Raw genomic sequence first — 25,876 nt, 5'->3', positions numbered from 1 at the left:
GTTAGTCTCCGAAGTATTTGGGGGATGCCAGGGTTTCCATCATCCGCTTTTTGCTGTCCCTGTCCATGACATGGGTGATGCGGTAGCCCATGTACAGGGGGCTGGCGGTGTAGCGGGGGAATATTTTGGCATGGATATGTTTCATGTAATGATAAAAGAATATATTGTAGCTGGTGCAGGGCAGGGGAAAATCGTGAAGCACAAAGCGGGCCAGGGTCTGAATGGTGTCGGCAAACTGGTCCGGTGAAGCGTCTTTCTTCAGTGTCACGTTCAGTTCCCCCATGCAGCTCAGGGGGTAATCGGAAATGGTGGCATAGCAGTCTTCATCTTCATGGACCAGGGAGCCAAGGAAATTTTCTCCCAGAATGTTATCCCGGTAGTCATAGTCTTCCAGCCCGATAATCTGGGAATGAGGATGCCGCTGGGAGCCGCCGGATCCGGGACCGTAGTTGCGGAAGTAAAGGACCGACTTGAACCGTTTGTCCGATTCCAGCTTCAGCCAGTGGGAAAGGCCAAAGGAAACGACTTCATGGAGCTTTTCCGGTTCATAGGTGGAAAGCTCCCCGTTGTGGTCTGACGTTTCCACAATCACCGTAGGCCAGGTGTGCTCAAAGACAGGAAATTTGTTCATGAGCCAGATGATATCGCCTTTCTTCTCCATAATGCCGGTCAGTTTTTCCGGATGGCAGAAGGGGCAGATTTTCTGAGTGCCGGAATGGGGTTTCCGGCTTCCGATTGCCAGATTAAAAGTGATAGGTGTATTCATGTTTTTATCCTCAGCTTTCTTTTTTATTATAGCACAGGCCAGGGAGAGGATACGCCGGGACGGCTGTAAAAATATAGTAAAAAAGACCAGAACAGGGAAGGTTTATTTTCTGCTTGACAAAGGCAGGCGAATCAGCTAATATATTGTCATAGCATTTCTTTAACGAAATAAAGTAATAAAGAGAGGTAAGGATTATGAAGCTGAAAAAATTGGTTATTGCAGGGGTTCTGGCACTGGGTGCCGCTGGTCTTCTGGCAGGCTGCGGCGGGGATAACAAGGCAGGAAGCGCTGCCAAATCGGCAGCTGCCGGTGCAAAGCCCACCAAGATTGTAGCCGGTATGGATGATACCTTTGCTCCCATGGGATTCAGGGATGACAGCGGTAAAATCGTAGGCTTTGATATTGATATGGCAGAAGCGATTTCCAAGGAAATCGGAGTGCCCATCGAATTCAAACCCATTGACTGGGCTTCCAAGGAAACGGAACTGAACTCCGGCCGTATCGACTGCATCTGGAATGGTTTCACCATGACACCGGAACGGCAGAAAAAGCTGGCTTTCACCAAACCTTACATGGACAATATTCAGGAATTTGTGGTGCTGAAAGATTCTCCGGTCCAGAGCATGGCTGACCTCAAGGGCAAGAAGATTACCATTCAGGAAGCTTCCACTGCTGAAACGGCACTGAACCGGGATCCACAGCTGAAGGCGGCATTTGCTGAAGTCAAGGCTTATCCGGATCTGACCGCCTGCTTCATGGACCTGGAAAGCGGCCGCTGCGATGCCGTGCTTTCCGATACCGTACTGAATGAATACTACATGACAAAGAAGCCTGATACCTTCCGGGAACTGCCGGATCAGGTATCCAAGGATACCTTCGCCATCGGCATCAAGAAGGATAACCAGGCGCTGGTGGATCTCCTGAACCAGGGTATTGATAAGGTCATTGCCAGCGGCGAAGCTGCCAAGATTTCCGAGAAATGGTTCGGCAAGGATGTAGTACTGAAATAAGATTTCCTTTTCCTGCCCGTCAGGTGGGAACAAAGTATCACCGGAGCGGGTCCTCCCTCCGGTGATTTCTTTTTCTGTAAAATTCTATTTCTCTGCCTTGTTAAATGAATGAAGGCAGTGTATGATATTCATACATGCATCAAAGGGGCCTTCTGCCTCCTGATTTTTGTAAGGAGTTACTGATGGATTATATCATTCACATTCTGCCCAACATGTTTTCCGGTCTGGGCGTTTCAGCCAAAATCTTCGTACTCACCTTCGTGCTGGCTCTGCCTATCGGCATTCTTCTTGCCATGGTCCGTATTTCTCACGTGGCTCTTTTCAGAAAACTGGCAGCCATATACATTTACGTCATGCGGGGAACGCCCCTCATGCTGCAGATCATGTTCATTTACTACGGGCTGCCTCTCATGCTTCATGTACAGGTCAGCGATTTCCCTGCAGCCATTCTTGCCTTTGTGGCCAACTATGCCGCCTATTTTGCAGAAATTTTCAGAGGCGGCATCCAGTCTATCAGCAAGGGGCAGTATGAAGGAGCCAAGGTGCTGGGATTCAGCTATCGGCAGACCATGTGGCACATTATCCTTCCCCAGGTGATTAAACGGGTCATCCCTCCCTTGGGCAATGAAACCATTACCCTTCTGAAGGATACCTCCCTGGTATACATCCTGGCCATGAACGACCTCATGCGCGTGACCCGCGCTTTTGTACAGCGGGATTTCGACACCACTCCCTTCCTGGTGGCAGCGGTATTCTACCTTGTATGCACCGCCGTGCTGACAAGAATCCTGGCTTATGTGGAAAAACGGTATGCAGTGTATGAGGAATGATGAGGTAGCGAAATGAGCTTTATTGAAATGAAAAATATCCGGAAGGATTTCGGAAAGCAGACCATCCTTCACAACGTGAACATGTCGATGGAAAAGGGGGAGGTTCTTTCCATTATCGGTCCCTCCGGCGCCGGTAAGAGTACCCTGCTCCGCTGCCTGATTCATCTGGAAACCATCCAGGGAGGATCCATCATGGTGGATGGAGATTACCTGGCCCGGGAAAAGGAAGGGGCCATGGTATATGCCGATGAAAATCAGCAGAAGAAGATATTGAGCAAAATGGGCATGGTCTTCCAGTCCTTCAACCTCTTTCCCCATATGACGGTGCTTGATAATATCATGGCAGCGCCGATCTATGTGAAAGGCATGAAGAAAGAGGAAATCCAGCCGGTGGCCGAAGAGCTTCTTCGCAAGGTAGGTCTTTTGAATAAGAAGGACATGTATCCCGGCAGCCTTTCCGGCGGCCAGAAACAGCGTGTGGCTATTGCCAGGGCGCTGGCTATGAATCCGGATATCATGCTCTTTGATGAACCTACCTCCGCGCTGGATCCGGAGCTTACCGGAGAAGTTTTGAAGACTATTCAGCAGCTGGCCGATGAAAATATGACCATGGCCATTGTGACCCACGAAATGGCCTTTGCCAAATCCGTTTCGGACCGTGTCCTTTTCATGGTAGACGGAAAGGTGGAGGAAGAAGGGACCAGTGAGGATGTCTTCGACCATCCGAAGAACGAACGCACCAGGGCTTTCCTGAAATCCATCCTCCGGGCCTAGGAAGAACTGGAAAAGGCTATGAAGAATGCAGCATTCTTCATAGCCTTTTTGCATGCTGGAGCAGATATTTTTAAAGACCCAGCACTACGCCGGCAGCGGCAGAGATGACAATGTAAATGATGGGGTGAAGCCGGAATTTCACAAGGCCTGCATAGATAAGAAGAGCCAGGATCAGGGAAGGCCAGCGGAAGAGGGCAGACAGGGTGCCGCTTGCCTCAAAGAGGGGAAGGTTCAGGAGGGAAATCTTTGCCACTCCCAGACCGGCAGCGGCAATGAGGGCAGTGGAAGCAGGGCGGAGCCCGTAGAAAATGCGGCCCATGATTTCCGATTCCCTGAATTTTTTCAGGATGGAATACACAATGGAAATGACAATGATGGCGGGGGCTGTTAAGGACAGGGTGGTATAGATGCCCCCGGGAATTCCCAGGGCCTCGAAACCGGCGTAGGTGGCCATATTGACACCCAGGGGACCGGGGGTGGATTCGGAAATGGCAATCATATTGGCAATATCTTCAGCAGTGAACCAGCCGGTGCGTTGAGATATATCATAAAGGAAGGGAAGCGTAGCAAGGCCGCCGCCTACGGCAAAGAGACCGGCTTTGAAAAATTCCCAGAACATCTGGAGCCATATCATCGGGAAGCACCTTCCTTCTTATCTTTCTTCACCGAGGGCATGAGGAAGAAGCCGCCTGCGCCGGCAGCAATCACGGAAAATACAGGCGATACAGGGGCAAAGAGAGAAAGGCAGAGGATGACAAGGAAAATAAAAAGGGTCCTTTTATCCTTCACCGATTTCTTCCCCAGCTTCAGCACCGCATCCAGAATGAGAACGCACACGCAGGCACGGATGCCTGTAAAGGCATGGACCACATAGGGATTTTCTTCAAACCGGGTGAGGAACATGGCAATGGTGGTGATAATGATCATGGATGGCGTAATGACGCCGAGGGTGGCAAAAATGCCGCCCCAGAAGCCTTTCAGCTTTAAGCCGATGAAGGTGGCCACGTTCACCGCAATCATGCCCGGCGTCACCTGCCCCAGGGCATAGTAGTCCATGAGCTCCTCGTCAGAAGCCCAGTGATGATTGTCCACCACCTCCCGCTGCAGTATGGGGAGCATGGCATAACCGCCGCCGAAAGTGACGGCTCCCATTTTTGCAAAAATCAGAAACAGCTGTACTAATAATTTCATGGCGCTCTTCCTTTCCTGACCAGAGTGTAAGATCCATCAGCGGATACATTGTCATCAGATGTAAAATCCGTATTGCCTGCTGCATGGAATACTTGTATCATAGCAGGTGTAAAGGCATATGAAAAATATTGATTTCCTTAAAAACCATATGGAGAAGATATAGATGGATTTAAGACAGCTGAGATATTTTAAAACCATTATAGAAGAGGGCACCATTACGGGAGCCGCCAGAAAACTTCATATTTCCCAGCCGCCTCTGTCCAGCCAGATGCACCTTCTGGAAAAAGAGCTGGGCACCCTTCTTTTTGAACGGGGCGCCCGGCAGGTGGTGCCTACGGAAGCGGGAAGCCGACTCTACCGCTATGCCGTGGAAATGCTGGATCTGGAAACGGCGGCCCGGGAGGAAATCGGCACCCTGAAGACAGGGCACCAGGGGGTCCTCCGCCTGGGTCTGGTATCCTCCGGCGGCCATGAAAAACTGTACCGTCTGCTTAGAGAATACAGGAAGCGCTACCCCCATATCCAGTTCAAGGTATATGAGGGAAACAGCTATGAGCTCCTTGAGCAGCTCCGGAAGGGAAAAATCGATGTGTCCCTCCTGCGTTCCCCTTTTTCCCTCTATGGACTGGACCTGATTCCCCTGGAACGGACTGCCATGGGAATCGGTCTTTCCGGCAGTGCCTTCCCTTCCTGGCAGGGAGGGGCCCTTCATTTAAAGGACCTGGGAGATGTGCCACTCATCCTCTACCGGCGGTGGGAAAAAATCATACTGGAGGAATGCAGGAAGGAAAAATACAGCCCCGATATTTACTGCGTGTCCGATGACGCCAGAACCTGCAGGGAATGGGCAGAAGCGGGGCTGGGAGCAGCGGTGGCGCCCATGACGGTGCTTCGAAAGAGCAGGGAGCTCATTCTGGGCACCCTGCAGGAGGAGGCCCTTTCATCGGACCTGTACCTGGCCCGTCGGAAGGGGGAAACCGGTGCCCAGAGTGCCCTCCTGTTCTTCCGGATGGCAGAAACCTATGCCGCCATGATTCCCCGGGAAAGCAGGGATTGATGGAAGGAATCTGATTTCATGCCTCTAGGCGTACTATTTGGGAAAGGATTTCTCACAGGGCAGAAAATCCATGGAATCAGCAGATTTTCAGAATCTTTATCGAAAAATTTGTTTTTTTTAGGGGTTTATGCTAAAATATAACTTGCGATTTATCGTGCATTGAAAGACCAAAAAAGGTATCATTTGTCGGTAAGCCGACTTAAGGAGGAATATTTTTTATGAACGTAAAAGTAGAGGCACTGGATCAGCACAAGGTTTCTGTAGGCATCGAACTGCCGGCTGAAGTTGTACAGAAAGGATTCAAAAAAGCGGTATCCCGCATTGCCAACCAGGTAAGAATCCCTGGATTCCGTAAAGGCAAGGCAAACCGCAAAATCCTGGAAATGCATTTCGGCAAAGAAGCCATTGAAGCAGAAGCCAAGGACATTGTCATCAACGAAGCAGTAGACGCAGCACTCCGTCAGGAAAAACTGATTCCCGTCACCACCCCTGATGTAAAAGAAGACAAATTCTCCGAAGCAGAAGGTGCCGCTTTCACTGCTACTTTCGTAAAACGTCCGGAAGTGGAACTGGGCGAATACAAAGGCCTGGAAGCTGAAAAAGCATCTCCCGAAATCACTGATGACCAGGTGATGGCACAGCTCAAAGGCGCTGCTGAACAGAACGCTAGACTGGAAAAGGCAGAAGAAGGCACAGAACTGAAGAAAGGCGACTTTGCTATTATCGATTTCAAAGGCACCGTTGACGGAAAACCCTTTGAAGGCGGCGAAGGCAAGACCTATCCTCTGGAAATCGGTTCCCAGAGCTTTATCCCCGGCTTTGAAGAACAGCTGGAAGGACATAAGGCCGGCGACGATGTAACGGTTAAGGTCGTTTTCCCGGAAGACTACTTCGTAGATGCCCTGAAAGGCAAGGAAGCAGAATTTAAGGTTCATATCAGTGACGTAAAACGCAAACAGCTTCCTGAACTGAACGATGAATTCGCAAAATCCATCAGCCAGTTTGAAACCATGGATGAACTGAAGGCTGCTGTGAAACAGCAGATGCAGCTGCAGGCTTTCCAGCAGGCAGAAGAAGCTTACCACGAAGCTCTCGTTAAACAGGCTGTAGCCAATGCCAAGGTAGACATTCCCCAGGAAATGGTGGAACAGCATATCGATGAAATCGTGAACGAAATCAAAATGAATGTGGAATCCAGAAACTCCACTCTTGACGAATACCTGAAGAGCATCGGCCAGACCATGGAACAGCTCCGCAAGAACTATGAAAAGACCGCTGCTGAACAGGTACGTCAGGGACTGGTTCTGGAAACCATTGCTGAAAAGGAAGACCTCACCGTTACCAACGAAGACCTGTCCATGGAAATCTACAGCATGGCTCACCAGTTCAATGCTGACCCCAACGATGTCATGAAGATCATCAAAGACGAAGGCCGCGTAGGCATGCTGGTAAACTCCGTACTCCGCAAGAAAGCAGCTGCTTTCATCTACGGCGCAGCCAAGAAGGCTGAAGCTGACAAGAAGGAAGAAGCCAAAGCAGAAGAAAAGGCAGCAGAAGCTCCCGAAGCTCCGAAAGCGGAAGAAAAGAAAGACGACTTTGAATCCATGACAGTGAAAGACCTGAAGGCTTATGCCGCTGAAAAAGGCATTGCTCTGGAATCCAAAGCTAAAAAAGCTGAAATCATTGAAACCATCCGTAAGGCAGAATCCAAATAATCGGCCTTCACGGCTTCCAATCCATGGGAATGTAATATCAGGAAACTGATGGTTTAGAAAAAGAGACGCGGGGATAACCGGCGTCTCTTTCGACCATATGGAAAAAACAAAATTTCAGGCAGAAATGCCTGTATCCGAGAAAGAAAGGTGTTATCACTATGGCATATGTACCGATTGTAGTTGAACAGACAGCACAGGGAGAAAGGTCCTATGATATTTACTCCCGCCTTCTGAAAGACCGTATCATTTTCCTGGACGGCCAGATTGAAGACCACATGGCCAATGTCATCATTGCCCAGCTTCTCTTCCTGGAAGCAGAAGATCCGTCCAAGGATATCCACCTTTATATCAACAGCCCCGGCGGCGTAGTTACCGCAGGACTGGCTATTTATGACACCATGCAGTATATCCGGCCTGATGTATCGACTATCTGCATCGGATCCTGCGCCAGCATGGCAGCAGTCCTTCTGACTGCCGGCGCCGCAGGAAAGCGGTATGCCCTGCCCCATTCCAACATTATGATCCACCAGCCTCTGGGCGGCGTGCAGGGACAGGCTACGGAAATCGAAATCCATGCCCGTGAAATCCTCCGTCTCCGGGAAGAACTGAACGGCATCCTTTCCAAGCACAGCGGACAGCCCCTGGAAACCATTGCCAGAGATACGGAACGGGACAATTTCATGACCGCTGAAATGGCGAAGAACTATGGCCTCATTGACCAGATTCTTACCCGCAATGATTTGCATAAACTGACTGCCAAATAAAGGAGGCTTCCATTGAACAGGAAAAATGAAGGAACTCCGGTCTGCAGCTTCTGCGGCCGCTCCGGGGACGAAGTGGAAAAACTGATTGCCGGCCCTGGAGTCTATATCTGCAACGAATGCATCGAAGTATGCTCCAATATCCTTCGGGAAGAGCTGAAGGCAGACAAGAAAAAGGCAGCGCCCCATTTCAAACTGCCGACGCCGGAAGAAATCAAAAAATACATGGACCAGTACGTCATCGAGCAGGACGATGCCAAGATGGCACTGGCCGTGGCTGTGTACAACCACTATAAGCGCATTGAACATGAAGGGGAAGAGGATGATGTGGAACTGCAGAAATCCAATATCATCATGCTGGGGCCCACGGGCAGCGGCAAAACCCTTCTGGCCCAGACCCTGGCCCGGTTCCTGGACGTGCCCTTTGCTATTTCCGACGCCACTACTCTTACGGAAGCAGGCTATGTAGGGGAAGATGTGGAGAATATCCTCCTCCGCCTCATCCAGGCGGCTGACTACGATATCGACAAGGCAGAACGGGGCATTGTCTATATCGATGAAATCGATAAGATCGCCAGAAAATCGGAAAACCCCTCCATCACCAGGGATGTGTCCGGCGAAGGGGTGCAGCAGGCGCTCCTGAAAATTCTGGAAGGCACGGTAGCCAGCGTACCGCCCCAGGGCGGAAGGAAGCATCCGAACCAGGAAATGATCCAGATCGACACCACCAACATCCTCTTCATCTGCGGCGGTGCCTTTGCAGGCATCGACAAGGTCATTGACCGCCGGCTTACCAAGAGCGTCATGGGATTCGGGGCAGACATCGAAAAGAAGGATGACCGGGACATGGCGGAACTTCTGCAGCAGGTACAGCCGGAAGACCTTTTGAAATTCGGTCTCATCCCTGAATTTATTGGTCGTCTCCCTGTCATCGTTCCTCTCCATCCGCTGAATGAAGAGGCCCTTGTGAAAATCCTTACCGAACCGAAGAATGCCCTGGTCCGTCAGTACCAGAAACTGCTGGCCATGGATCATGTGGACTTGGAATTTGACGACGGCGCCATTCATGCCATTGCCCGTCAGGCCATTGAAAGGAATACGGGAGCCCGCGGACTCCGCGCTATCATTGAAAAGATCATGCAGCATGTCATGTACGAAATCCCCAGCATGAAAGACGTGGTGAAGTGCACAGTGACGGAAGATGTGGTCAAGAACCATTCCGAACCGATCCTCACAAGAAAAGACAGCTGATTTTATTCTTCAGATTATGGAAAGGGGAAATTTCCCATTTCCTGCAAGCCGGAGCTCTCAAGCTCCGGCTTTTGTGACCTTCCCGGCCGATGGGGTCCCTTCTATTTACAAAAGAGAAATCAAGGATTGATAATTCCTTAATAAAATAAGGAATTCATGCTCTTCCATGTGTTACAATAAACTGGGGAAACTGTGCAGACATCATAGTTTCCCCAGTATGGAGGAATTATATATGAGTGAAACAAAAACAGAAAACAATGGACTCACCCTGCCGCTGGTACCGTTGAGGGACATTGTGGTTTACCCGAAAATGACGGTAAACCTTGATATAGGCAGGAAAGATTCGGCCGATGCCGTGCGCCTTGCCAGCAGGGGCGACCGCTACATTGTAACGGCCCTGGAAAGGCAGGGAGACCCATCTGGAGATGACGTATATCTCACAGGCACAGTGGTGAAAATCAGCCAAATGCTCCAGCTCCCCGGCGGGCTGGTGCGAGTGCTGGCAGAAGGGGTATCCCGGGTGAAAATCCTTTCCTATGAGAAGGACAGCCGCTGCCTCATGGCCCAGGTGGATGACCTGGAAGAAATCATGCCCGATGATGAACTGAAGGCAGAAGCATACAGAAGGACCATTTTAAAATCCTTCTTCGAATGGCTCAGAAACACAAAACAGGGTCTTCCCGATGAACAGATGGATCAGCTCAAGCAGATTACGGACCCCGGCGAAACGGCGGACTTCCTTTCTGCCCAGCTTCTCCTTACGCCCCGGCAGCGCCAGGACGTACTGGAAGAAACGAATGTGATGGACAGGCTCCGCCTGGTTCACCACCTGCTGGACCAGGAAATCCAGATCGGCCGGCTGGAAGCGGAAATCAACGGTGACGTGCGGGCCAAAATGGACAAGGAACAGCAGGACTATTACCTGCGTCAGAAAATCAAGTCCATCCATGACCGTCTGGGTGATACGGTAAGCCAGGAACAGGAAGCCGAAGACTACCGGAAAAAGTTGAAAGAATCGGGCATCCCTCAGGAATTCAAGGCCAAAATCGGAAAAGTCATCGACCATCTGGCAGCCATGCCGCCTATGATGGCGGAAACGGCAGTGGCCAGAAACTATCTGGACTGGATTTTCAGCCTGCCCTGGAATAAAGAAAGCCAGGATAAACTGGATTTGAAGGAAGCCAAGAAACTGCTGGACCATGACCATTACGGCCTCACCAAAATCAAGGAACGAATCCTGGAATACCTGGCAGTCCGTGTGCTGGCACCGGATGCCAAGGCCCCCATTATCTGCTTTGTAGGACCTCCAGGTGTAGGCAAGACCTCCCTGGCCCAGTCCATTGCCAATGCCATGGGACGGAAGTTTGCCCGCATTTCCCTGGGCGGCATTCACGATGAAGCGGAAATCCGCGGCCACCGCCGCACCTATATCGGGGCCATGCCTGGACGGTTCATTGAAGCCATTGCCCAGGCCAAAACGAAGAATCCCCTCATTCTGCTGGATGAAATCGACAAGGTAGGCGCCGATTTCCGGGGCGACCCGGCATCGGCCCTGCTGGAAGCCCTGGATCCGGAACAGAACAAGGCTTTCCACGACAATTATATCGATATTCCCTTTGATTTATCGAAGGTATTCTTCCTGGCCACTGCCAATACGGTATCCACCATCCCGCCGGCCCTTCTTGACCGCATGGAGCTCATCGAGCTCACGGGCTACACGGAAGAGGAAAAGGTGAAGATTGCCAAACAGTACCTCATTCCCCGCCAGATGAAGAGAAACGGTCTCAAAGCAAAAGATATCCGCTTCACGGATCTCCTCATCCGCCGAGTCATCGAAGGCTATACCAGAGAGGCGGGCGTCCGGGAATTGGAAAGGACCATTGGATCCCTCTGCCGCAAGGTAGGCAAGAAGATGGTGCTGCAGGATGACAGCCTTCCGGCTCTTAATGCGAAAACCCTGGAAAAATACCTTGGCCCTGTGAAATTCATGCCCATGGCGGAAGAACATCCCGATGCCGTAGGACGGGTCAACGGTCTGGCCTGGACCATGGCAGGCGGCGAAGTACTGGATACGGAAGCGGTCACCATCAAAGGCAAGGGCAATCTGATTCTGACAGGACAGCTGGGCGATGTAATGAAGGAATCCGCCGAAACGGCCTATACCTACATCCGCAGCCGGGCCAAACAGCTGGGCCTGAAGGATGATTTCTACGAAACCCTGGATACCCATATCCATCTGCCCGAAGGAGCGGTGCCCAAAGACGGCCCTTCCGCCGGTGTTACCATGGCTACCGCCATGGCCTCTGCCTACACCGGACGGAAAGTGAGAGGCGACACGGCCATGACCGGTGAAATCACACTGACCGGCGAAGTCCTTCCCATCGGCGGCGTCAAAGAAAAGGTGCTGGCAGCCAACCAGTTTGGCATCAAGCAGATTCTTCTCCCTGAAAAGAACAGGCGGGATCTGGAAGAACTGCCTGCATCGGTGAGAGATAAGCTCCATTTCGTATATGTGAAGAATGTGGATGATGTGCTGAATCACGCCCTGGTGAAATAAGCCATTATCAGGGGAAGTGCTGTTCATCAGGCAGCAGCCCCTTTCAGTGAATCCGGACAACCGGCAGCAAGGAGGCAAGCCTGTGTCAGAAATTAAAAAAATGGATGAATTTCATATATTTTCTTCCGCCTATGTCCGGGCGGCAGTGAACCGCAGCCAGTATGTGAACGACGGAAAGAAGGAAATCGCCTTCATCGGACGGTCCAATGTGGGAAAATCATCCCTCATCAATTCTCTCTGCGGCAGGAAGAAACTGGCCTTTGTCAGCCGGGAGCCGGGGAAGACCAGAACCATCAATTACTATGCTATCCAGTCCAGAAGGATGGAAAATGAAGAGGAAGTGCGGCAGGACTGGTACCTGGTGGACCTGCCGGGGTACGGCTTTGCCAAAACAAGCCAGCAGAACAAGGACAGCTGGTCTGCCTTCATTGCAGATTACCTGGAACATTCCCCCAGTCTCCAGATGATTGGACTTTTAATCGATCTCCGCCATCCCGGCCTTCCCATCGACATGAAGGCCTATGAATGGCTCCGTTCCATTGCCCCGTCCCTCCAGATCATCGGGACCAAAGGGGATAAGCTGAAGCGGAATGAACTGGTGAAGAATAAAAAACTTCTGGAAAAATATTTCCCGGGAGACTTCCCGCCCATTGCCTACTCTGCTCTCACCGGAGAGGGCCGGGAGGAACTGCTGAAGGTGATTGAAGGAAAGATATGTGACTGATATGAAAAAAACAGTTTTCCTCACTGCCCTGCTGGCGGCAGCGTCTATCACAGGTTTTGCCTATAATCAGTACGCTCCGAATTCTTTTGATCCCGTAAGCCCTAAGTCCTGGGACTACAGGACCGTGGAAACCCTGTGCCGGGAAGGGAAAGCCCCTTCCTATACCACCGATTTCTTCAGCCGGGGCAGCATGACCCGCTATGAACTGGCCAGCGTGATTAAGGATATGCTGGAGCACCATAACGAAAAGGACAAAGATCATGAAAGTCTGATGAAACTGAAGAAGGAATACGCTCGGGAGCTGGAAGCCCTGGGATACAAAGAAGAAAAAAAGATTCCCGAAGGAAAACCGATGCTGGAAATGAGCGGAGACGGAAGAATCCGCTATAACAGTGACGGAGACGCTGACGGAAGAGTCCGGGTCAATACCCGGTGGCGCATCGGTGATGATACTACCGTCAATGCCGGCGGCACAAAGAATGTAAAATAAAAAAACGCGATACCATGGTAATCCATGGCATCGCGTTTTTTGGTGCGGGCTGGTGGGGACTGGGGAATAGGAACCGGGGAGTGGAGAGCGGGGGTCTGGCCTGCCCGTAAAGGCGCTTTCCCTTTGCTGCCTGACCGAATCTTCGGATCGGCAGGGGCGTCAAACCCAAGAATCCTTTTCCACAACCGGCCCAGGTCAGCAGGCCATAACCCGAAGGAAGCCCCTCTGCCCTTTCTTAATACACCATCACATACCACAGGATGAGCACTGCCAGAAGGAGCAGGTTGTATAGAGAAAAGAGGGCCAGGTACTCCTTTTTGGAGACGGCAGGAATATGGGTATAGGCTTTGAAGGAAATGAGGCTGGCCATGGAAGCAATGAGGGTGCCCAGGCCGCCCACATCCACACCCAGGAGAAGGGGCGCCCAGTTTTCCGTATAGGGAGAAAGCATGACCGTGGCCGGCACATTGCTGATAAATTGGGAGAGGAGAAGGGATATCCAGAACTCATGGCCCCCTATGGTCTGCCGGGCCCAGGTGCTGAGGATGTCCAGGCGTCCCAGATTTCCGACAGCCATGAAGAGAAGGGAAAAGAGGAGAAGCAGCTTGTAATCCACCTCCCAAAAGGCCTTCCGGTCCAGGAAAATCATGGCCGGCACCACCACCGCCATGACGAGGGCCAGAGGAATCAGATGAAGGACATGAAGAACACAGAGGAGGAGAAGGAAAAGGAGAAAGAGGGACTTCTTCCTTGGCAGTTCCATTTCCCTGGAAGGCAGGGAAGAAATGACGGTTTCCGGGAAAAGCCGTCCTGCCAGATACAGAAAAAAGCCGCTGATGAAGACCACCGGCGCTGTGGTCGATAGAAAATCAGACAGGGGCAGATGGAAGTATTCATAAATGAAAAGATTCTGCGGATTTCCTATGGGTGTCAGCATGCTGCCCATGTTGGCAGCTATGGTTTCCAGCGTAATCAGCGGAATCAGAAGTGACCGCTCATGGATTTCGATAAAAGTGGAAATGGAAAAGGGAACAAAGATAATAAGGGATATATCATTGGTTATGACCATGGACGAAAAAAAGCAGGCACCGGTAAAGAAACGGGCCAGCTGCCGCACCGTGACTTTTCCGTCAAAAAAATGAAGGCAGAGAGCCTTGGGAATGCCCCATTTTCCGATTTCCGCCGTAATGGTCATGAGACAGAACAGGATGCCCAGCAGATTCCAGTTTATGCTTTCCCAAAGAAGGGCAGGGGAGAAAGGCACAAAAAGCCCGGTGGCCAGAGCCAAAAGGGCGGCCAGCAGCAAATCGGTGTATTTTTTTATCATGAAAAGCCTCCGCAGGAATAAGATGTCTTTTTATTATAATGGAAATGGGACTGGCGGGGAATGGAGAATGGAGAATGGGGGATTGGGGCGTGAAGGTTCTAAAGTTTGACGGGGCTATCGCCCCGAGGGTTCTTAAGTTTGACAGCGGCTATGCCGCTGAGGGTTGTGGAGGGCGCCATATGGACAAGCCCCTATAGGGCTTGAGGGTTGACGGTCCGCTGGGCCGAAGGTTCTTAAGGGGCTAAAGTTTGACGCGCCTCTGGCGTGCACAGCAAACATGATTTGAAGGAGCAAAGCGACGCACAAATCATAGTGAGTCGTTTCCCCTTTAGGTGGAAGCCCGGCGCAGCCGGATAAGGGGGGAGCCGCGCAGCGGCTAATCACCAGAATGCATATCATGCCATATGACACTGAAAGTAAATCCGTAACGCTGACTTTATGCTCATCGCCCGTAAGGGCGATACCACAACCCTCGGCCTGAAAGGCCGTCAAACTTAAGAACCCTCGGGCCCGAAAGGGCCAGTCAATCTTAAGAACCGTTCCCTTCACAACCCTTCTACACAACCCGCCGCCGGCAGGCGGCCACAACCCTCGGGGCGCAGCCCCGTCAACCCTCACACCGAAGGTGTGTCCAATGCCGGGGTGCCCTTTCTTTTTCTGTATCCATGGATTATAATAAAGTCGTCAAATTCATAAGAAAAATGGGCAAGGGAGCCTGTGGCACTATTTTGCCGCGGGCTTTTTCATTGATTTGCTTTATTTTTCCATGTTCAGGAAGAAGGCTTTTCTTCTTTCTTATTTCAAGGAGGATTTTTTATGTTCAGTGTGGCAGCACCTCATGCAAAAGGAAAATGTGCAGAAGATAATATTTTCGCAGCCAATAACAGAGCCATTGCGCTGGCGGAAAAAATCGGCAACGATCAGGTGGTGAACGGCACCGTTGGTTCCATTCTGGATGAAGATGGAAACCTGGTAGTGCTGGATGTGGTGAAAGAAGCACTGACAAAGCTGAGTCCGAAGGAAATCTGTGCCTATGCACCTATCCAGGGGTACCGGAAGTTCCTGGATGACTGTATCGATCAGTGCTTTGGCGAATCCAGACCGGAGGGATATATTGATGCCTGCTCTACGCCTGGCGGTACCGGGGTGCTCCATCATGTAGTTCACAATTATTCGGAACCTGGCGATGAAGTACTCATTACGGACTGGCACTGGGGGGCTTACGACAGCCTGATTGATGACAATAACCGCAGGGTGAGAAGTTTTTCCTTCCTTACGGAAGAGGGACACTTCAATGCGCCTGCTTTTAAGGAAGCAGTGGAAGATATTCTGAAGAACCAGGATAACATCGTCATCATTCTGAACGGTATTGCCAACAATCCTACGGGCTACTGCATGTCTGTGGCTGAATGGCAGAAAGCGGTGGATATACTGAAAGACGCTGTGGCAGACGGCAGAAAGAATGCCATCCTGGTTCCCGATGTGGCTTATCTGGACTACAGCGGGGAAAAACAGGAATGCCGGAAATTCTTCAAGGTCTTTGGCGGGCTGCCGAAGAATATTCTGGTGGTCTGCGCCTACACCCTTTCCAAAGGATTTACCATGTACGGCCAGCGCATGGGTGCCATGATTGGTATTTCTTCCGATAAGGATGTAATTAAGGAATTCGTAGACATTAACCAGTACAGCAGCCGTGCTACCTGGTCTAACTGCAACAGTGCAGCCCAGAATGCCATGATTCATATCTGTGAAGATCCGGATAAAATCAAGCAGCTCGATGAAGAAAGAGCCCGCTATTTCAAACTGATTCAGGAAAGGGCTTCCATCTTCATGAAGGAAGCCAGAGAAGAGGGCGTTAAATTTGTACCTTATATTTCCGGTTTCTTTATCACCATCCCTGTGACCAACTCCCAGGCTGTATGTGATGATTTGGAAAAGCAGCATGTCTTCCTGGTACCTTTAAAGAAAGGTATCCGTCTGGCTGTGTGCTCTGTGTCCCGTGAAAAGATGAAGGGGCTGGCCCATAAGCTGGCTCTGGCCATCAAGGCAGCAGGGGCCAGACAGTAATTTTCGGGCGTTTCTCAGCATCATTCGGGGCCGGTCATGGTATGGGGATCATGACCGGCCTGTCTGGTATTTACGAAAGGAGAGAGGAATATGGAGAACTTATTTGCCGCCCTCAATGCGGTGCTGAGCTTTGTCACTCCGGTTTCCGACTTTTTCTGGGATTTTCCAAAAATGTTCAGTTTCTGGAAAGATATTCCCCTGCTGGGATCCTTCTCCCTGGCAATTATCGTACTGGTTGGTTCCGGCATTTACTTTACCATCCGCCTGGGCTTTATCCAGGTGAGGCTGTTTTCCGTGGGCGTTCATACGCTGGCTTCCCGAAGGAGCATTAAGGCGGGCATATCTCCGCTGGCTGCTTTCCTCCTCAGTACGGCCATGCGTGTGGGACCGGGCAATATGATCGGTGTTACCGGCGCCATTGCTGCCGGCGGTCCGGGGGCTCTGTTCTGGATGTGGGTTTCCGCCTTCTTCGGCATGGCTACCGCCTTTACGGAAGGAACGCTGGCCCAGATTTTCAAGGAAAAAAGAGGAGATACCTTCGTAGGAGGTCTTCCCTTTTATGCCAGAAAGCTCTGCGGCAACAAGGTGTGGGTGGGCACCATCCTTTCACTGGTGTATATCGTATATGCCCTCATGTGCCTGCCTGCCCAGGGGTTCAACGTGGTTACCTCGGCCGGCGCCATCGCAGGACTTGCACAGCATATTCAGATACCGGTGCAGTCTACTTTCTATTATGTGGTTTCTGTGCTGGTGATTCTCCTCATGGCTTTTATGGCTTTCGGCGGTATCCGCCGTGTGTCCCGCTGGGCAGACGTGCTGGTACCGGTGATGGCTGTCATTTATGCAGTCACCGCGCTGCTGTTGATTCTTTTCAATGTGGACAGTGTGCCCTATTTCTTTAAGGCCGTGTTTGAAGGGGCCTTCAAGCCGGAAGCCGTTTTCGGCGGATTTCTGGGGACCGCTCTTCTCCAGGGCGTCAAGAGAGGGCTTATGTCCAATGAAGCCGGCCAGGGCACCATCACCATGGCCGCTGCTTCCGCCGAAGCCCGTCATCCCTGTGAACAGGGCATTATTTCCGCTCTGGGCGTTTTCCTGGATACCCATGTAATCTGTACCATGACCGGTTTCATCATCGTCATGGCCCATGAATGGGCACTGGATCCTGCGGCCTGGAAAGCCGCAGGCACCTATGGGAAATTCCTCTTTTCGGTGAACGGCCTGGCGCCGGAAATGCTGCAGGTGATGGTGCAGATCATGGTTTCCATCTGCTTCTGCCTCTTTGCCTATACCTGCGTAATCGGCTTCGTTTCCTTCTCTGAAATTTCTGCCAATCGTATTTCCTCGTCCAAAGGTTTCATCAATTTCATCCGCTGTCTCTGTGTTTTTGTGGCAGCCTTCGGCATAGCCTGCAACATTGCAGGCTACGACCTGTCAAACCTCTGGGCTTTCTCCGATTTGGGAAATATCATCATGGTATACTGCAACGTACCTATGCTTTACCTGGGGCTGAAATATGTAATCAGAGCGGCCCGCCATTATTCCGATGGCCATAGGGACTCCTTCGAATCGGAAAAGGTGCTGGGTATCAGGACAGCCTATTGGAATGGGGAAGAAAAATAAGGCATGAAAAAAGACTGTGAAGAAATGATTTCCATTTTTTCACAGTCTTTTTTTTATGTTCTGGCAGGTTTCCGCTTTCTCTGCCTGAAAAACTTCTGTACATAATAGGCCCCTGCCGCATAGAGGGACATAATCAGAAGATGGCCGAATGTGAAAGTCCAGAGGGTCACGGGGATGCTTCGGGCATTGGGAATGCGGAGAAGAAGAAGCCTGCTTCCCAGGCTGTAGTAAAAGGAAAAGTAAATGCCACCGGCGGTGAGAAGAATGACAAGCACTTTGTAGAGAAGAGACAGATGGGGGATTTTAGAAAAGCCCATTCCTCTTTCCAGCCGGGGAAGGATGCTGCTCCAGTGAAGTCCCAGATGGAATCCCAGGGCAATGACCATGACATAGCCGGCTACATGATGAATCTGGTGAGCCAAGAGAGGTGCTTTCTGCATTCCTGTAGGGAGGGTATGGGATATCATGAACCCGCTTGCCATGACGGCGGCAAAGGAACCGAGGAGCAGCAGGTCTGCAAGAAAGGTCAGTTTCCTGTCCATGTTCCACCGGCCCCGGGGAAGGGAAGCATACCACTGCCTGTTGAACCAGGTGTGAAGAAGGAAAAGAAGAAAGAAAACAAGGGCCAGCGTTTCATGGCCGAAATTTCGGACCAGCCGGTAATCCAGAAGGACAAGGAAGGAAATCAGCATCCCCAGGTCCACAGTCATTCGTTTATTCATCATAACCTCCATCAAAGGACAATCTTCGGTTTCGCATATTTTCTATCTATCTTATTGTATCATGAAAAGAAAAACGAAAGCAAAAGGCACGGGGCCTGGCCTTTTTTATTTTCTCTGCCCCGTGAATCCCGCCGCCCTGTATATTCTCTCGTTGATACCGGCGGCGGGGTCCTATATAATAAAAGAAATAAAGCTCTAAAATCACCGATTTCATATACCGGAGGAATCAATGGGGAAAGTTTCTGCAAATGGTCTCTGTTCGAAGCAGCATATCCTGCATCTGCTGTATGCTACACTTTTTCTGCTGCCCTTAAATCCCTTTCTTTTTTATATCACCCTTCTTCCTGCCATAGGGGCATGGCTCTATAACTGGAAGAGGCAGAAAGAGGTGGGGCTTTCTCTTCCGCCTTTATGGCAGATGGGGGCTGTTTTCCTCCTTTGCTCCTTCCTTTCTGCCTTTGTATCTAAGAACACCGCCTTTTCTCTGATGAACTGGGCACTGCAGCCCCTCATGTATGGTCTGCTGTATCTTCTGATTTATACCACCGTTTCCACGGAGAAAGAAAAGGAAAAGGCCTTGTATGCTTTCCTGGCAGGGGCCGTGGTCACCGTGGCCTACGGCTTCTTCCAGTATGCCAATGCAGCGGGAATGGCGGCGGATATGGAAGCCCAGAGCTGGGTGGACCCGGAACGTTTTCCCCTCCTTCGGCGGCGCATGTACTCTACCCTTGAAAACCCCAATCTTTTTGGCGCCTATCTGCTGATGATGATCAGTATCCTCACCGCTTTTACCTTGAGAGAGAAGGCAGTGAAAAGGAAAACTGTCTTTGCAGGGATTCTTCTTGCCCTCCTTCTCTGCCTGGCTCTCACCTATTCCCGGGGAGCCTGGGTGAGCCTGGCAGCCATTGTGCTGGGGCTTACTCTTTTTTATGACAAAAGGTTCGGATTCCTCTTCCTTCTGGTGCCGGTGGTGCTGGCCTTCTATCACGGCCAGGTAGTGGAACGGTTCCTTTCCCTTTTCTCCGGCGAAGATACGTCGGTGGACCTCCGCTTCGCCCTGTGGGAAAGTACGGTGGCCATGATTGAGGAACATCCGCTTCTGGGCGTAGGCTGGGGGACCTATTTTCTTGCCTATCCTGATTATAATTTTTTCATTCAGGAAGAAGGAGTGCTCATCTTCCATGCCCATAATATGTACCTGAATATGCCGGCGGAAGTAGGCATTCCCGGCGGACTGGCATTCCTTGGCGCCTTCTTTGCCCAGGGCATCCTGTGCTGGAAAAATTACCGCCATGGAAAGGACAGCTTCACCAAGTCCATGGGCCTCGGCGGCGTGCTCATGGTCATGGCCCTCTCTGTCATCAGCATGGGGGACCATGTCCTCTTCAGCCGGTCCGTATCCTTCTGCTTCTGGTCTCTGGCCGCCCTCTGCGTTTCCTGCGGAAAAAAAGAAAATGGCAGGAAGGCAGAGGCTTAGCGGGCGGCATCCGGCGGCGGGTTCGTTCTTTTCCTGATTCATATATGATTTTGACGAAACCCATAAGTTTCAATACACAGGTCGTCTGAGTATATAAATAGACATATCTCCATTAAATTCACGTCAATTAATAGAAACATCTGTAAACATGGAGTTATAGGTCACGCAATTCATAATTTGTCTAATAGGAATTATCTATAACGGGTACAAGGGAATTTGTAAGGCAAATAGTACATTTTTGGGGTTTTCATGAGGAAAAGTGTGTTATAATAATACTGGTGATTGAATGAACCAAAATGCAGTCAGCAAAATCTTACGATTGGAGGGTTTGGTCTTGTGATTATAGTATTACACTTTACGGGCATACATAATCTTAAGATAAACTCATACCACAAGGATTAGGCGGCTGTTTTTTTACGGGTAAAAAGTTCTGCGGCAATGCTGAAGCGAGTAATCAGGTTTTGCGGCTGCGGACTTTTATATAATTTATTTTTCATATTTGGGAGGATGATAGTAATGATCGACACCAATGATAGTGAATTCCTTAGCAGAATTGAAGACAAAGGTCTTCTCTCCAAGGTATGCGATGCCAAGACTGCAGCAAAAATGTTCAATCCTGGCGATATCATCGGTATTTCCGGATTTACCCCCTGCGGCTATCCGAAGATTACAATGCATGAACTCGCAGAACGCATGAAAGAAACTCCATTCCAGGTTGATATCTGGACCGGCGCTTCCACCGGTTCCCAGATCGATACCGAACTGGTTGCTGTAAACGGCATCAGAAACCGTATGCCTTATCAGACCAATGCCAACCTGAGAAAAGCTATCAATGCAGGCAAGGTAAACTACTACGATCTGCACCTGTCCCATGTTGCACAGCAGGTACGTGCCGGCTTCTTCACCAACGTAAAGGGTGAACACGTAACAGGCCCGGATTTTGCAGTAGTTGAAGTCTGCAAGATCGGACCGAACGGCGAGCTCTATCCGACAACCGCTATCGGCAACTCTCCGGTATATGTTGACACTGCAAAGAAAGTCATTGTAGAAGTCAACACCACCCAGCCGCTGGACCTGGTAGGCATGGCTGATATTTACATGCGTAAGAATCCGCCATTCTGTGAACCAATTCCGATTCTCCATGCCGGCGACCGCGTAGGCACCCCGTACATCCCCTGCGATCCCTCCAAGATCGTTGCCATCGTTCCATGCGATATGCCAGATGTAACCCGTACACTGGCTCCGCTGGATGATGATGCAGAAGCTATGGGCAACAACCTGGTAGACTTCCTGAAGAACGAAGTGAAACATGGAAGACTTCCGGAAAACCTGCTGCCGCTGCAGTCCGGCGTAGGCAACGTAGCAAATGCAGTTATCCACGGCCTCGTTGAATCCGACTTCAGAAACCTTTCCGTATACACCGAAGTTATTCAGGATGGCATGTTCGACCTGATTGATAAAGACAAGATCGACATGATTTCCGGTACTTCCCTGTCCCCATCCCCGGATGGACTGAAACGCTTCTATGCAAACATTCAGAAGTACAACAAGAAGATCGTTCTTCGTCCGCAGGAAATTTCCAACAACGGTGAAGTTGTTCGTCGTATCGGCGTTATCGGCATGAACACTGCTCTGGAAATGGATATTTACGGTCATGTAAACTCCACCCATATCACAGGCACCAAGCTGATGAATGGTATCGGCGGTTCCGGCGACTTTGCCCGCAACGCATTCCTGTCCTGCTTCTTCTGCCACAGCACCACAAAAGGCGGCAAGATTTCTGCAGTTGTTCCGATGTGCTCCCATGTTGACCACACCGAACATGATACCCATGTGTTCATTTCCGAACAGGGCGTTGCAGATGTCCGCGGCCTGACCCCGAAGGAAAGAGCAAAGGTTATCATCAACAACGTTGCTCATCCGTCCTACAGAGATCAGCTCATGGATTACTACGAAAGAGCATGTGCTGCCTGCGGCAACAGCCAGACCCCGCATCTGCTTAAAGAAGCTTTCAAATTCCATGAAAGCCTGGCAGAAACCGGAGATATGCATTTCAAGAAATAATTTGATTTGCTTTTAATACTTTACAAATAATCCAAATAATGTATAATTACCTATGGTGATAGCTGTCAAAGACAGTGTCATACACATGGGTCTCGCAAGAGTCCGAAAGCTGCTGCAAGAAGATTCAAACGATCGCTGCGGCAGCGAAAGGCTTTGCGGAACCCTGACGGAAGACTTCCCTCACAGGAGAACAAGAAGAGCATAAAGCCGCGGTTCCCCGGAAAAGGGGACTAACTTCCAGATAGTTACATACTTACTTTTTTAGGAGGAAGATGAACTCATGTCTAACGAATCCCTGAAAGCTAAACTTGATGCCTACAATGCAGAATATGCAAAACAGGTTGCAAAACATCCGGAAAGAGTTGGTCTGAAACATAAGAACCTGTACACACCACTCGATCTCGACGGTTTCGACTATGAAAAAGACCTCGGTTTCCCGGGCGAATATCCATATACCCGTGGCGTACAGCCCACCATGTACCGTGGCCGTCTCTGGACCATGCGTATGTATGCTGGTTTCTCCACCGCTGAAGAATCCAACAAACGTTATAAATACCTGATTGCTAACGGCGGCACCGGCCTGTCTGTTGCATTCGACCTTCCGACCCAGATCGGCTATGACTCCGATGACAAAATGTCCGCTGGCGAAGTTGGTAAAGTAGGCGTAGCTATCGACTCCCTCTACGATATGGAAAGACTGTTCGACGGCATTGATCTTGGCAAAGTTTCCACTTCCATGACCATCAACGCACCGGCTTCCATCCTGCTGGCTATGTACATTGCAGTAGCTGAAAAACAGGGCGTTCCTGCATCTGCTCTTCGCGGCACCATTCAGAACGATATCCTGAAGGAATACGCAGCACGCGGTACCTACATTTTCCCGGTTAAACCGTCCATGCGTCTGATTACCGATATCTTCGAATACTGCTCCGCTAACGTACCGAAGTGGAACACCATTTCCATTTCCGGCTATCATATCCGTGAAGCTGGTTCCACCGCTGCTCAGGAAGTTGCATTCACCATTGCTGATGGTATTGCATACATCGAAGCAGCTCTGAAAGCAGGCATGAAGATTGATGAATTCGCTCCACGTCTGTCCTTCTTCTGGAACGCTCACAACAACGTACTCGAAGAAGTTGCTAAATTCCGTGCTTCCCGTCGTATCTGGGCTAGAATCCTGAAAGAAAGATTCCATGCTGAAAACCCGAAGTCCATGAAACTTCGTTTCCACACCCAGACCGCAGGCTCCATGCTGACAGCTCAGCAGCCGAACAACAACATCGTTCGTGTTGCTCTGCAGACCGCAGCAGCAGTTATGGGCGGCACCCAGTCCCTGCACACCAACTCCCGCGATGAAGCACTGGCTCTTCCGACCACTGAATCCGTAACCATCGCTCTTCGTACCCAGCAGATCGTAGCTTACGAATCCGGCCTGGCTGACGTAGTTGACCCGCTCGGCGGCTCCTACTATGTTGAAGCAATGACCAACGCTATCGAAGAAGAAGTTATGCAGTACATCAAGAAGATTGATGAAATGGGCGGCGCTGTAGAAGCTATTGATAAAGGCTACATCCAGAAAGAAATTCAGGATTCCGCTTATGCTTGGCAGATGGCTGTTGAATCCGGCGAAAAGACAATCGTTGGCGTCAACAAGTTCACCATGGAAGAACCGCCGGTTACCGGCCTGCTGAAGATTGATGCTTCCGTTGGCGAAAGAAAGAAAGCTCAGCTCGCTAAAGATAAGGAAAACCGTGACCAGGCTAAAGTTGCTGAAGAACTGGCTAAACTTGAAAAAGCAGCTCAGACTCCGGCTGAAGGTCCAGATCATGTTAACCTTATGCCAGTCATCCTCGACTGCGTACGTGCTTACTGCACCGAAGGCGAAATCTGCGGCGTTCTCCGTAAAGTATTCGGCGAATACAAACCGCACAACACCCTTTAATCTTAGGGCAGCCTGAAGCAAGAGAATCTTACATTACTGAACATATTTCTGGAGGTAATTTACAATGGCAGACAAACGTATCAGAGTACTCGTAGCTAAACCGGGTCTTGATGGACACGATCGTGGTGCAAAAGTTATTGCCCGTGCACTTCGTGACGCAGGCATGGAAGTTATTTACACCGGTCTTCGTCAGACCGTTGAACAGATTGTTGAAGCAGCAGATGCAGAAGACGTTGATGTAGTAGCTCTGTCCCTGCTCTCCGGCGCTCACAACACCCTTTTCCCGGAAGTTGTAGAAGCACTGAAGGCTAAAGGAATGGGCGACGTTCTGGTTATCGGCGGCGGCGTAATCCCCGAAGACGATATCCCAGGCCTCGAAAAAGCTGGCGTAAAAGCTATCTTCACACCTGGCACCCCAACAAAGAAAGTTATTGACTTCATTAAAGAAAACGTTAAGAAATAATCAGCCTGTAGCTGTTATTGACTGACGTTTGGTAATTTAGCTGCTAGGGACTGGGCTAATACCCAGCCCCTTGCAACTATATTATTTCTCTTTACTCTTCGAAAAGGCGGTGTATCCATGGAATTCTCAATGAAAGATTTTTGGAATGGAAACAGACGTGCCTTAGCGAGAGCAATTACCATCGTTGAAGACGAACGGGATGGATTTGAAGATATCATGAAAGATATCTATCATCATACCGGTCGTGCACAGGTCATCGGTATCACTGGTGCACCTGGTGCGGGTAAGAGCACACTGTCAGATGCCCTGATCAAGAAATACCGTGCTCAGGGTAAGACCGTAGGTATCGTTGCAGTCGATCCTACCAGTCCGTTCTCCGGCGGCGCCATCCTTGGCGACCGTATCCGTATGAACGACCTGACCTTGGATAAGGGTGTTTATATCCGTAGTATGGGCACGCGAGGCAGTCTCGGCGGACTTTCCCGCAAGACAGCTGATGCGGTAAAACTGATGGATGCTTTCGGTCTCGATGTTATTTTCATCGAAACAGTAGGCGTAGGACAGTCAGAAGTCGATATCGTCAAAAATGCGGATACAACACTTGTTGTGCTCGTACCTGGACTTGGTGACGATATTCAGGCTATTAAAGCAGGTATCCTCGAAATTGGTGATGTATTCGTCATCAATAAATGTGACCGTGATGGCGCAGATCGTCTGAATGTAGAAATCGAAATGATGCTCGATCTGGGCGAAGCCCAGAACTGGCGTCCTCCGATTGAAAGGACGATTGCGAACAAAGACCAGGGTGTAGATGATGTAGTAGCAGCCCTGGGCGATCATCGTAAGTATCTGGAAGAATCCGGCGTTCTTGATGAAAGAAGACGCGACCGGGCTCGTTCCGAAATGCTTGAGATGATTCACGACCGCATTTCCCGTCATATTGAAGAAACCATCTCCAAGACGGGTGAATTTAGTGACTACGTGGAACAAGTCTTTGAACGGAAAACTGATCCGTACACAGTCGTTGATTCCATTGTGGGCAAAATATTCAAATAATTTTAAAGGAGG

At 50.4% G+C, this 25,876-nt stretch carries 22 protein-coding genes; 17 read left to right on the top strand and 5 right to left on the bottom strand.

The window, feature by feature from the left end; translation table 11 throughout:
* Position 1: 1 nt before the first annotated feature.
* Positions 2-766: a DUF4931 domain-containing protein gene (locus tag NW747_RS01855; protein ID WP_273187791.1), complete on the bottom strand. Its 765-nt coding sequence runs from the start codon at positions 764-766 to the stop codon at positions 2-4.
* A gap of 194 nt (positions 767-960) precedes the next feature.
* Between NW747_RS01855 and NW747_RS01850 the strand changes: the two genes are divergently transcribed.
* The 3 genes from NW747_RS01850 (at position 961) to NW747_RS01840 (ending at position 3,380) form a co-directional block, all read left to right on the top strand.
* Positions 961-1,776 (top strand): amino acid ABC transporter substrate-binding protein, encoded by an 816-nt coding sequence (locus tag NW747_RS01850; protein WP_008859857.1) that lies wholly within the window; start codon positions 961-963, stop codon positions 1,774-1,776.
* 182 nt (positions 1,777-1,958) lie between these two features.
* Positions 1,959-2,606, top strand: a complete 648-nt coding sequence (locus NW747_RS01845) for an amino acid ABC transporter permease (RefSeq protein ID WP_008859858.1) — start codon at positions 1,959-1,961, stop codon at positions 2,604-2,606.
* 12 nt (positions 2,607-2,618) lie between these two features.
* Positions 2,619-3,380 carry an amino acid ABC transporter ATP-binding protein gene (locus NW747_RS01840; protein ID WP_273187789.1) on the top strand — a complete coding sequence of 254 codons (762 nt, stop codon included), beginning with the start codon at positions 2,619-2,621 and terminating at the stop codon, positions 3,378-3,380.
* 70 nt (positions 3,381-3,450) lie between these two features.
* On the opposite strand, the gene NW747_RS01835 is transcribed toward NW747_RS01840, so the two are convergent.
* Together NW747_RS01835 and NW747_RS01830 are read right to left on the bottom strand one after the other, a co-directional pair.
* On the bottom strand, positions 3,451-3,999 hold the full coding sequence (locus NW747_RS01835) for a chromate transporter (protein ID WP_273187787.1): 549 nt from the start codon (positions 3,997-3,999) through the stop codon (positions 3,451-3,453).
* Between the two features lie 11 nt (positions 4,000-4,010).
* A complete protein-coding gene (locus tag NW747_RS01830) occupies positions 4,011-4,571 on the bottom strand; it encodes a chromate transporter (RefSeq protein WP_273187785.1) in 561 nt (186 codons plus the stop codon).
* 163 nt (positions 4,572-4,734) lie between these two features.
* On the opposite strand from NW747_RS01830, the gene NW747_RS01825 reads away from it, so the two are divergent.
* The 7 genes from NW747_RS01825 (at position 4,735) to NW747_RS01795 (ending at position 13,126) form a co-directional block, all read left to right on the top strand.
* Complete coding sequence (locus NW747_RS01825) at positions 4,735-5,628, top strand: LysR family transcriptional regulator (RefSeq protein WP_273187783.1); 894 nt, start codon at positions 4,735-4,737, stop codon at positions 5,626-5,628.
* A 218-nt stretch (positions 5,629-5,846) separates the two neighbouring features.
* The gene (tig, locus tag NW747_RS01820) at positions 5,847-7,343 is read left to right on the top strand and encodes a trigger factor (RefSeq protein ID WP_273097171.1); all 1,497 of its coding nucleotides are present in this window, start codon (positions 5,847-5,849) and stop codon (positions 7,341-7,343) included.
* Positions 7,344-7,501: 158 nt separating this feature from the next.
* The gene (gene clpP, locus NW747_RS01815) at positions 7,502-8,107 is read left to right on the top strand and encodes an ATP-dependent Clp endopeptidase proteolytic subunit ClpP (RefSeq protein ID WP_008859864.1); all 606 of its coding nucleotides are present in this window, start codon (positions 7,502-7,504) and stop codon (positions 8,105-8,107) included.
* 12 nt (positions 8,108-8,119) lie between these two features.
* A complete protein-coding gene (gene clpX / locus NW747_RS01810) occupies positions 8,120-9,355 on the top strand; it encodes an ATP-dependent Clp protease ATP-binding subunit ClpX (protein WP_273097172.1) in 1,236 nt (411 codons plus the stop codon).
* 232 nt (positions 9,356-9,587) lie between these two features.
* Positions 9,588-11,912 (top strand): endopeptidase La, encoded by a 2,325-nt coding sequence (gene lon, locus NW747_RS01805; RefSeq protein WP_273097173.1) that lies wholly within the window; start codon positions 9,588-9,590, stop codon positions 11,910-11,912.
* Between the two features lie 82 nt (positions 11,913-11,994).
* The gene (gene yihA, locus NW747_RS01800) at positions 11,995-12,636 is read left to right on the top strand and encodes a ribosome biogenesis GTP-binding protein YihA/YsxC (protein WP_008859867.1); all 642 of its coding nucleotides are present in this window, start codon (positions 11,995-11,997) and stop codon (positions 12,634-12,636) included.
* 1 nt (position 12,637) lies between these two features.
* The gene (locus tag NW747_RS01795; RefSeq protein ID WP_273187780.1) at positions 12,638-13,126 is read left to right on the top strand and encodes a hypothetical protein; all 489 of its coding nucleotides are present in this window, start codon (positions 12,638-12,640) and stop codon (positions 13,124-13,126) included.
* A 235-nt stretch (positions 13,127-13,361) separates the two neighbouring features.
* Here NW747_RS01795 and NW747_RS01790 read toward each other — a convergent pair whose 3' ends face one another.
* A complete protein-coding gene (locus NW747_RS01790; RefSeq protein WP_273187778.1) occupies positions 13,362-14,453 on the bottom strand; it encodes an SLC13 family permease in 1,092 nt (363 codons plus the stop codon).
* Positions 14,454-15,269: 816 nt separating this feature from the next.
* Here NW747_RS01790 and NW747_RS01785 point away from each other — a divergent pair.
* Positions 15,270-16,520 carry a pyridoxal phosphate-dependent aminotransferase gene (locus NW747_RS01785; protein ID WP_273187776.1) on the top strand — a complete coding sequence of 417 codons (1,251 nt, stop codon included), beginning with the start codon at positions 15,270-15,272 and terminating at the stop codon, positions 16,518-16,520.
* 90 nt (positions 16,521-16,610) lie between these two features.
* Complete coding sequence (locus NW747_RS01780; protein ID WP_273187775.1) at positions 16,611-18,140, top strand: alanine/glycine:cation symporter family protein; 1,530 nt, start codon at positions 16,611-16,613, stop codon at positions 18,138-18,140.
* Between the two features lie 53 nt (positions 18,141-18,193).
* Here the strand turns inward: NW747_RS01780 and NW747_RS01775 are convergent, their stop codons facing one another.
* Positions 18,194-18,865, bottom strand: coding sequence for a DUF4405 domain-containing protein (locus tag NW747_RS01775; protein ID WP_273187773.1), 672 nt, complete (start codon positions 18,863-18,865; stop codon positions 18,194-18,196).
* A gap of 226 nt (positions 18,866-19,091) precedes the next feature.
* Between NW747_RS01775 and NW747_RS01770 the strand changes: the two genes are divergently transcribed.
* From NW747_RS01770 to meaB, 5 genes are all read left to right on the top strand, one after another.
* Complete coding sequence (locus NW747_RS01770) at positions 19,092-20,339, top strand: O-antigen ligase family protein (protein ID WP_273096256.1); 1,248 nt, start codon at positions 19,092-19,094, stop codon at positions 20,337-20,339.
* Positions 20,340-20,855: 516 nt separating this feature from the next.
* Positions 20,856-22,403 (top strand): succinate CoA transferase, encoded by a 1,548-nt coding sequence (locus NW747_RS01765; protein WP_273187772.1) that lies wholly within the window; start codon positions 20,856-20,858, stop codon positions 22,401-22,403.
* Positions 22,404-22,683: 280 nt separating this feature from the next.
* Positions 22,684-24,345, top strand: coding sequence for an acyl-CoA mutase large subunit family protein (locus tag NW747_RS01760; RefSeq protein WP_273187771.1), 1,662 nt, complete (start codon positions 22,684-22,686; stop codon positions 24,343-24,345).
* Positions 24,346-24,409: 64 nt separating this feature from the next.
* Entirely contained in the window at positions 24,410-24,808 is a 399-nt protein-coding gene (locus tag NW747_RS01755; protein ID WP_008859876.1) for a cobalamin B12-binding domain-containing protein, read from the top strand.
* 117 nt (positions 24,809-24,925) lie between these two features.
* The gene (meaB, locus tag NW747_RS01750) at positions 24,926-25,864 is read left to right on the top strand and encodes a methylmalonyl Co-A mutase-associated GTPase MeaB (protein ID WP_008859877.1); all 939 of its coding nucleotides are present in this window, start codon (positions 24,926-24,928) and stop codon (positions 25,862-25,864) included.
* Positions 25,865-25,876: the final 12 nt, after the last annotated feature.

This window comes from Dialister succinatiphilus, from assembly GCF_928721695.1.
GTDB classification, from domain to species: Bacteria; Bacillota; Negativicutes; order Veillonellales; family Dialisteraceae; genus Dialister; species Dialister succinatiphilus.
Note: the sequence above shows the minus strand (reverse complement) of the source record. Positions and strands in the feature narration are given on the sequence as shown.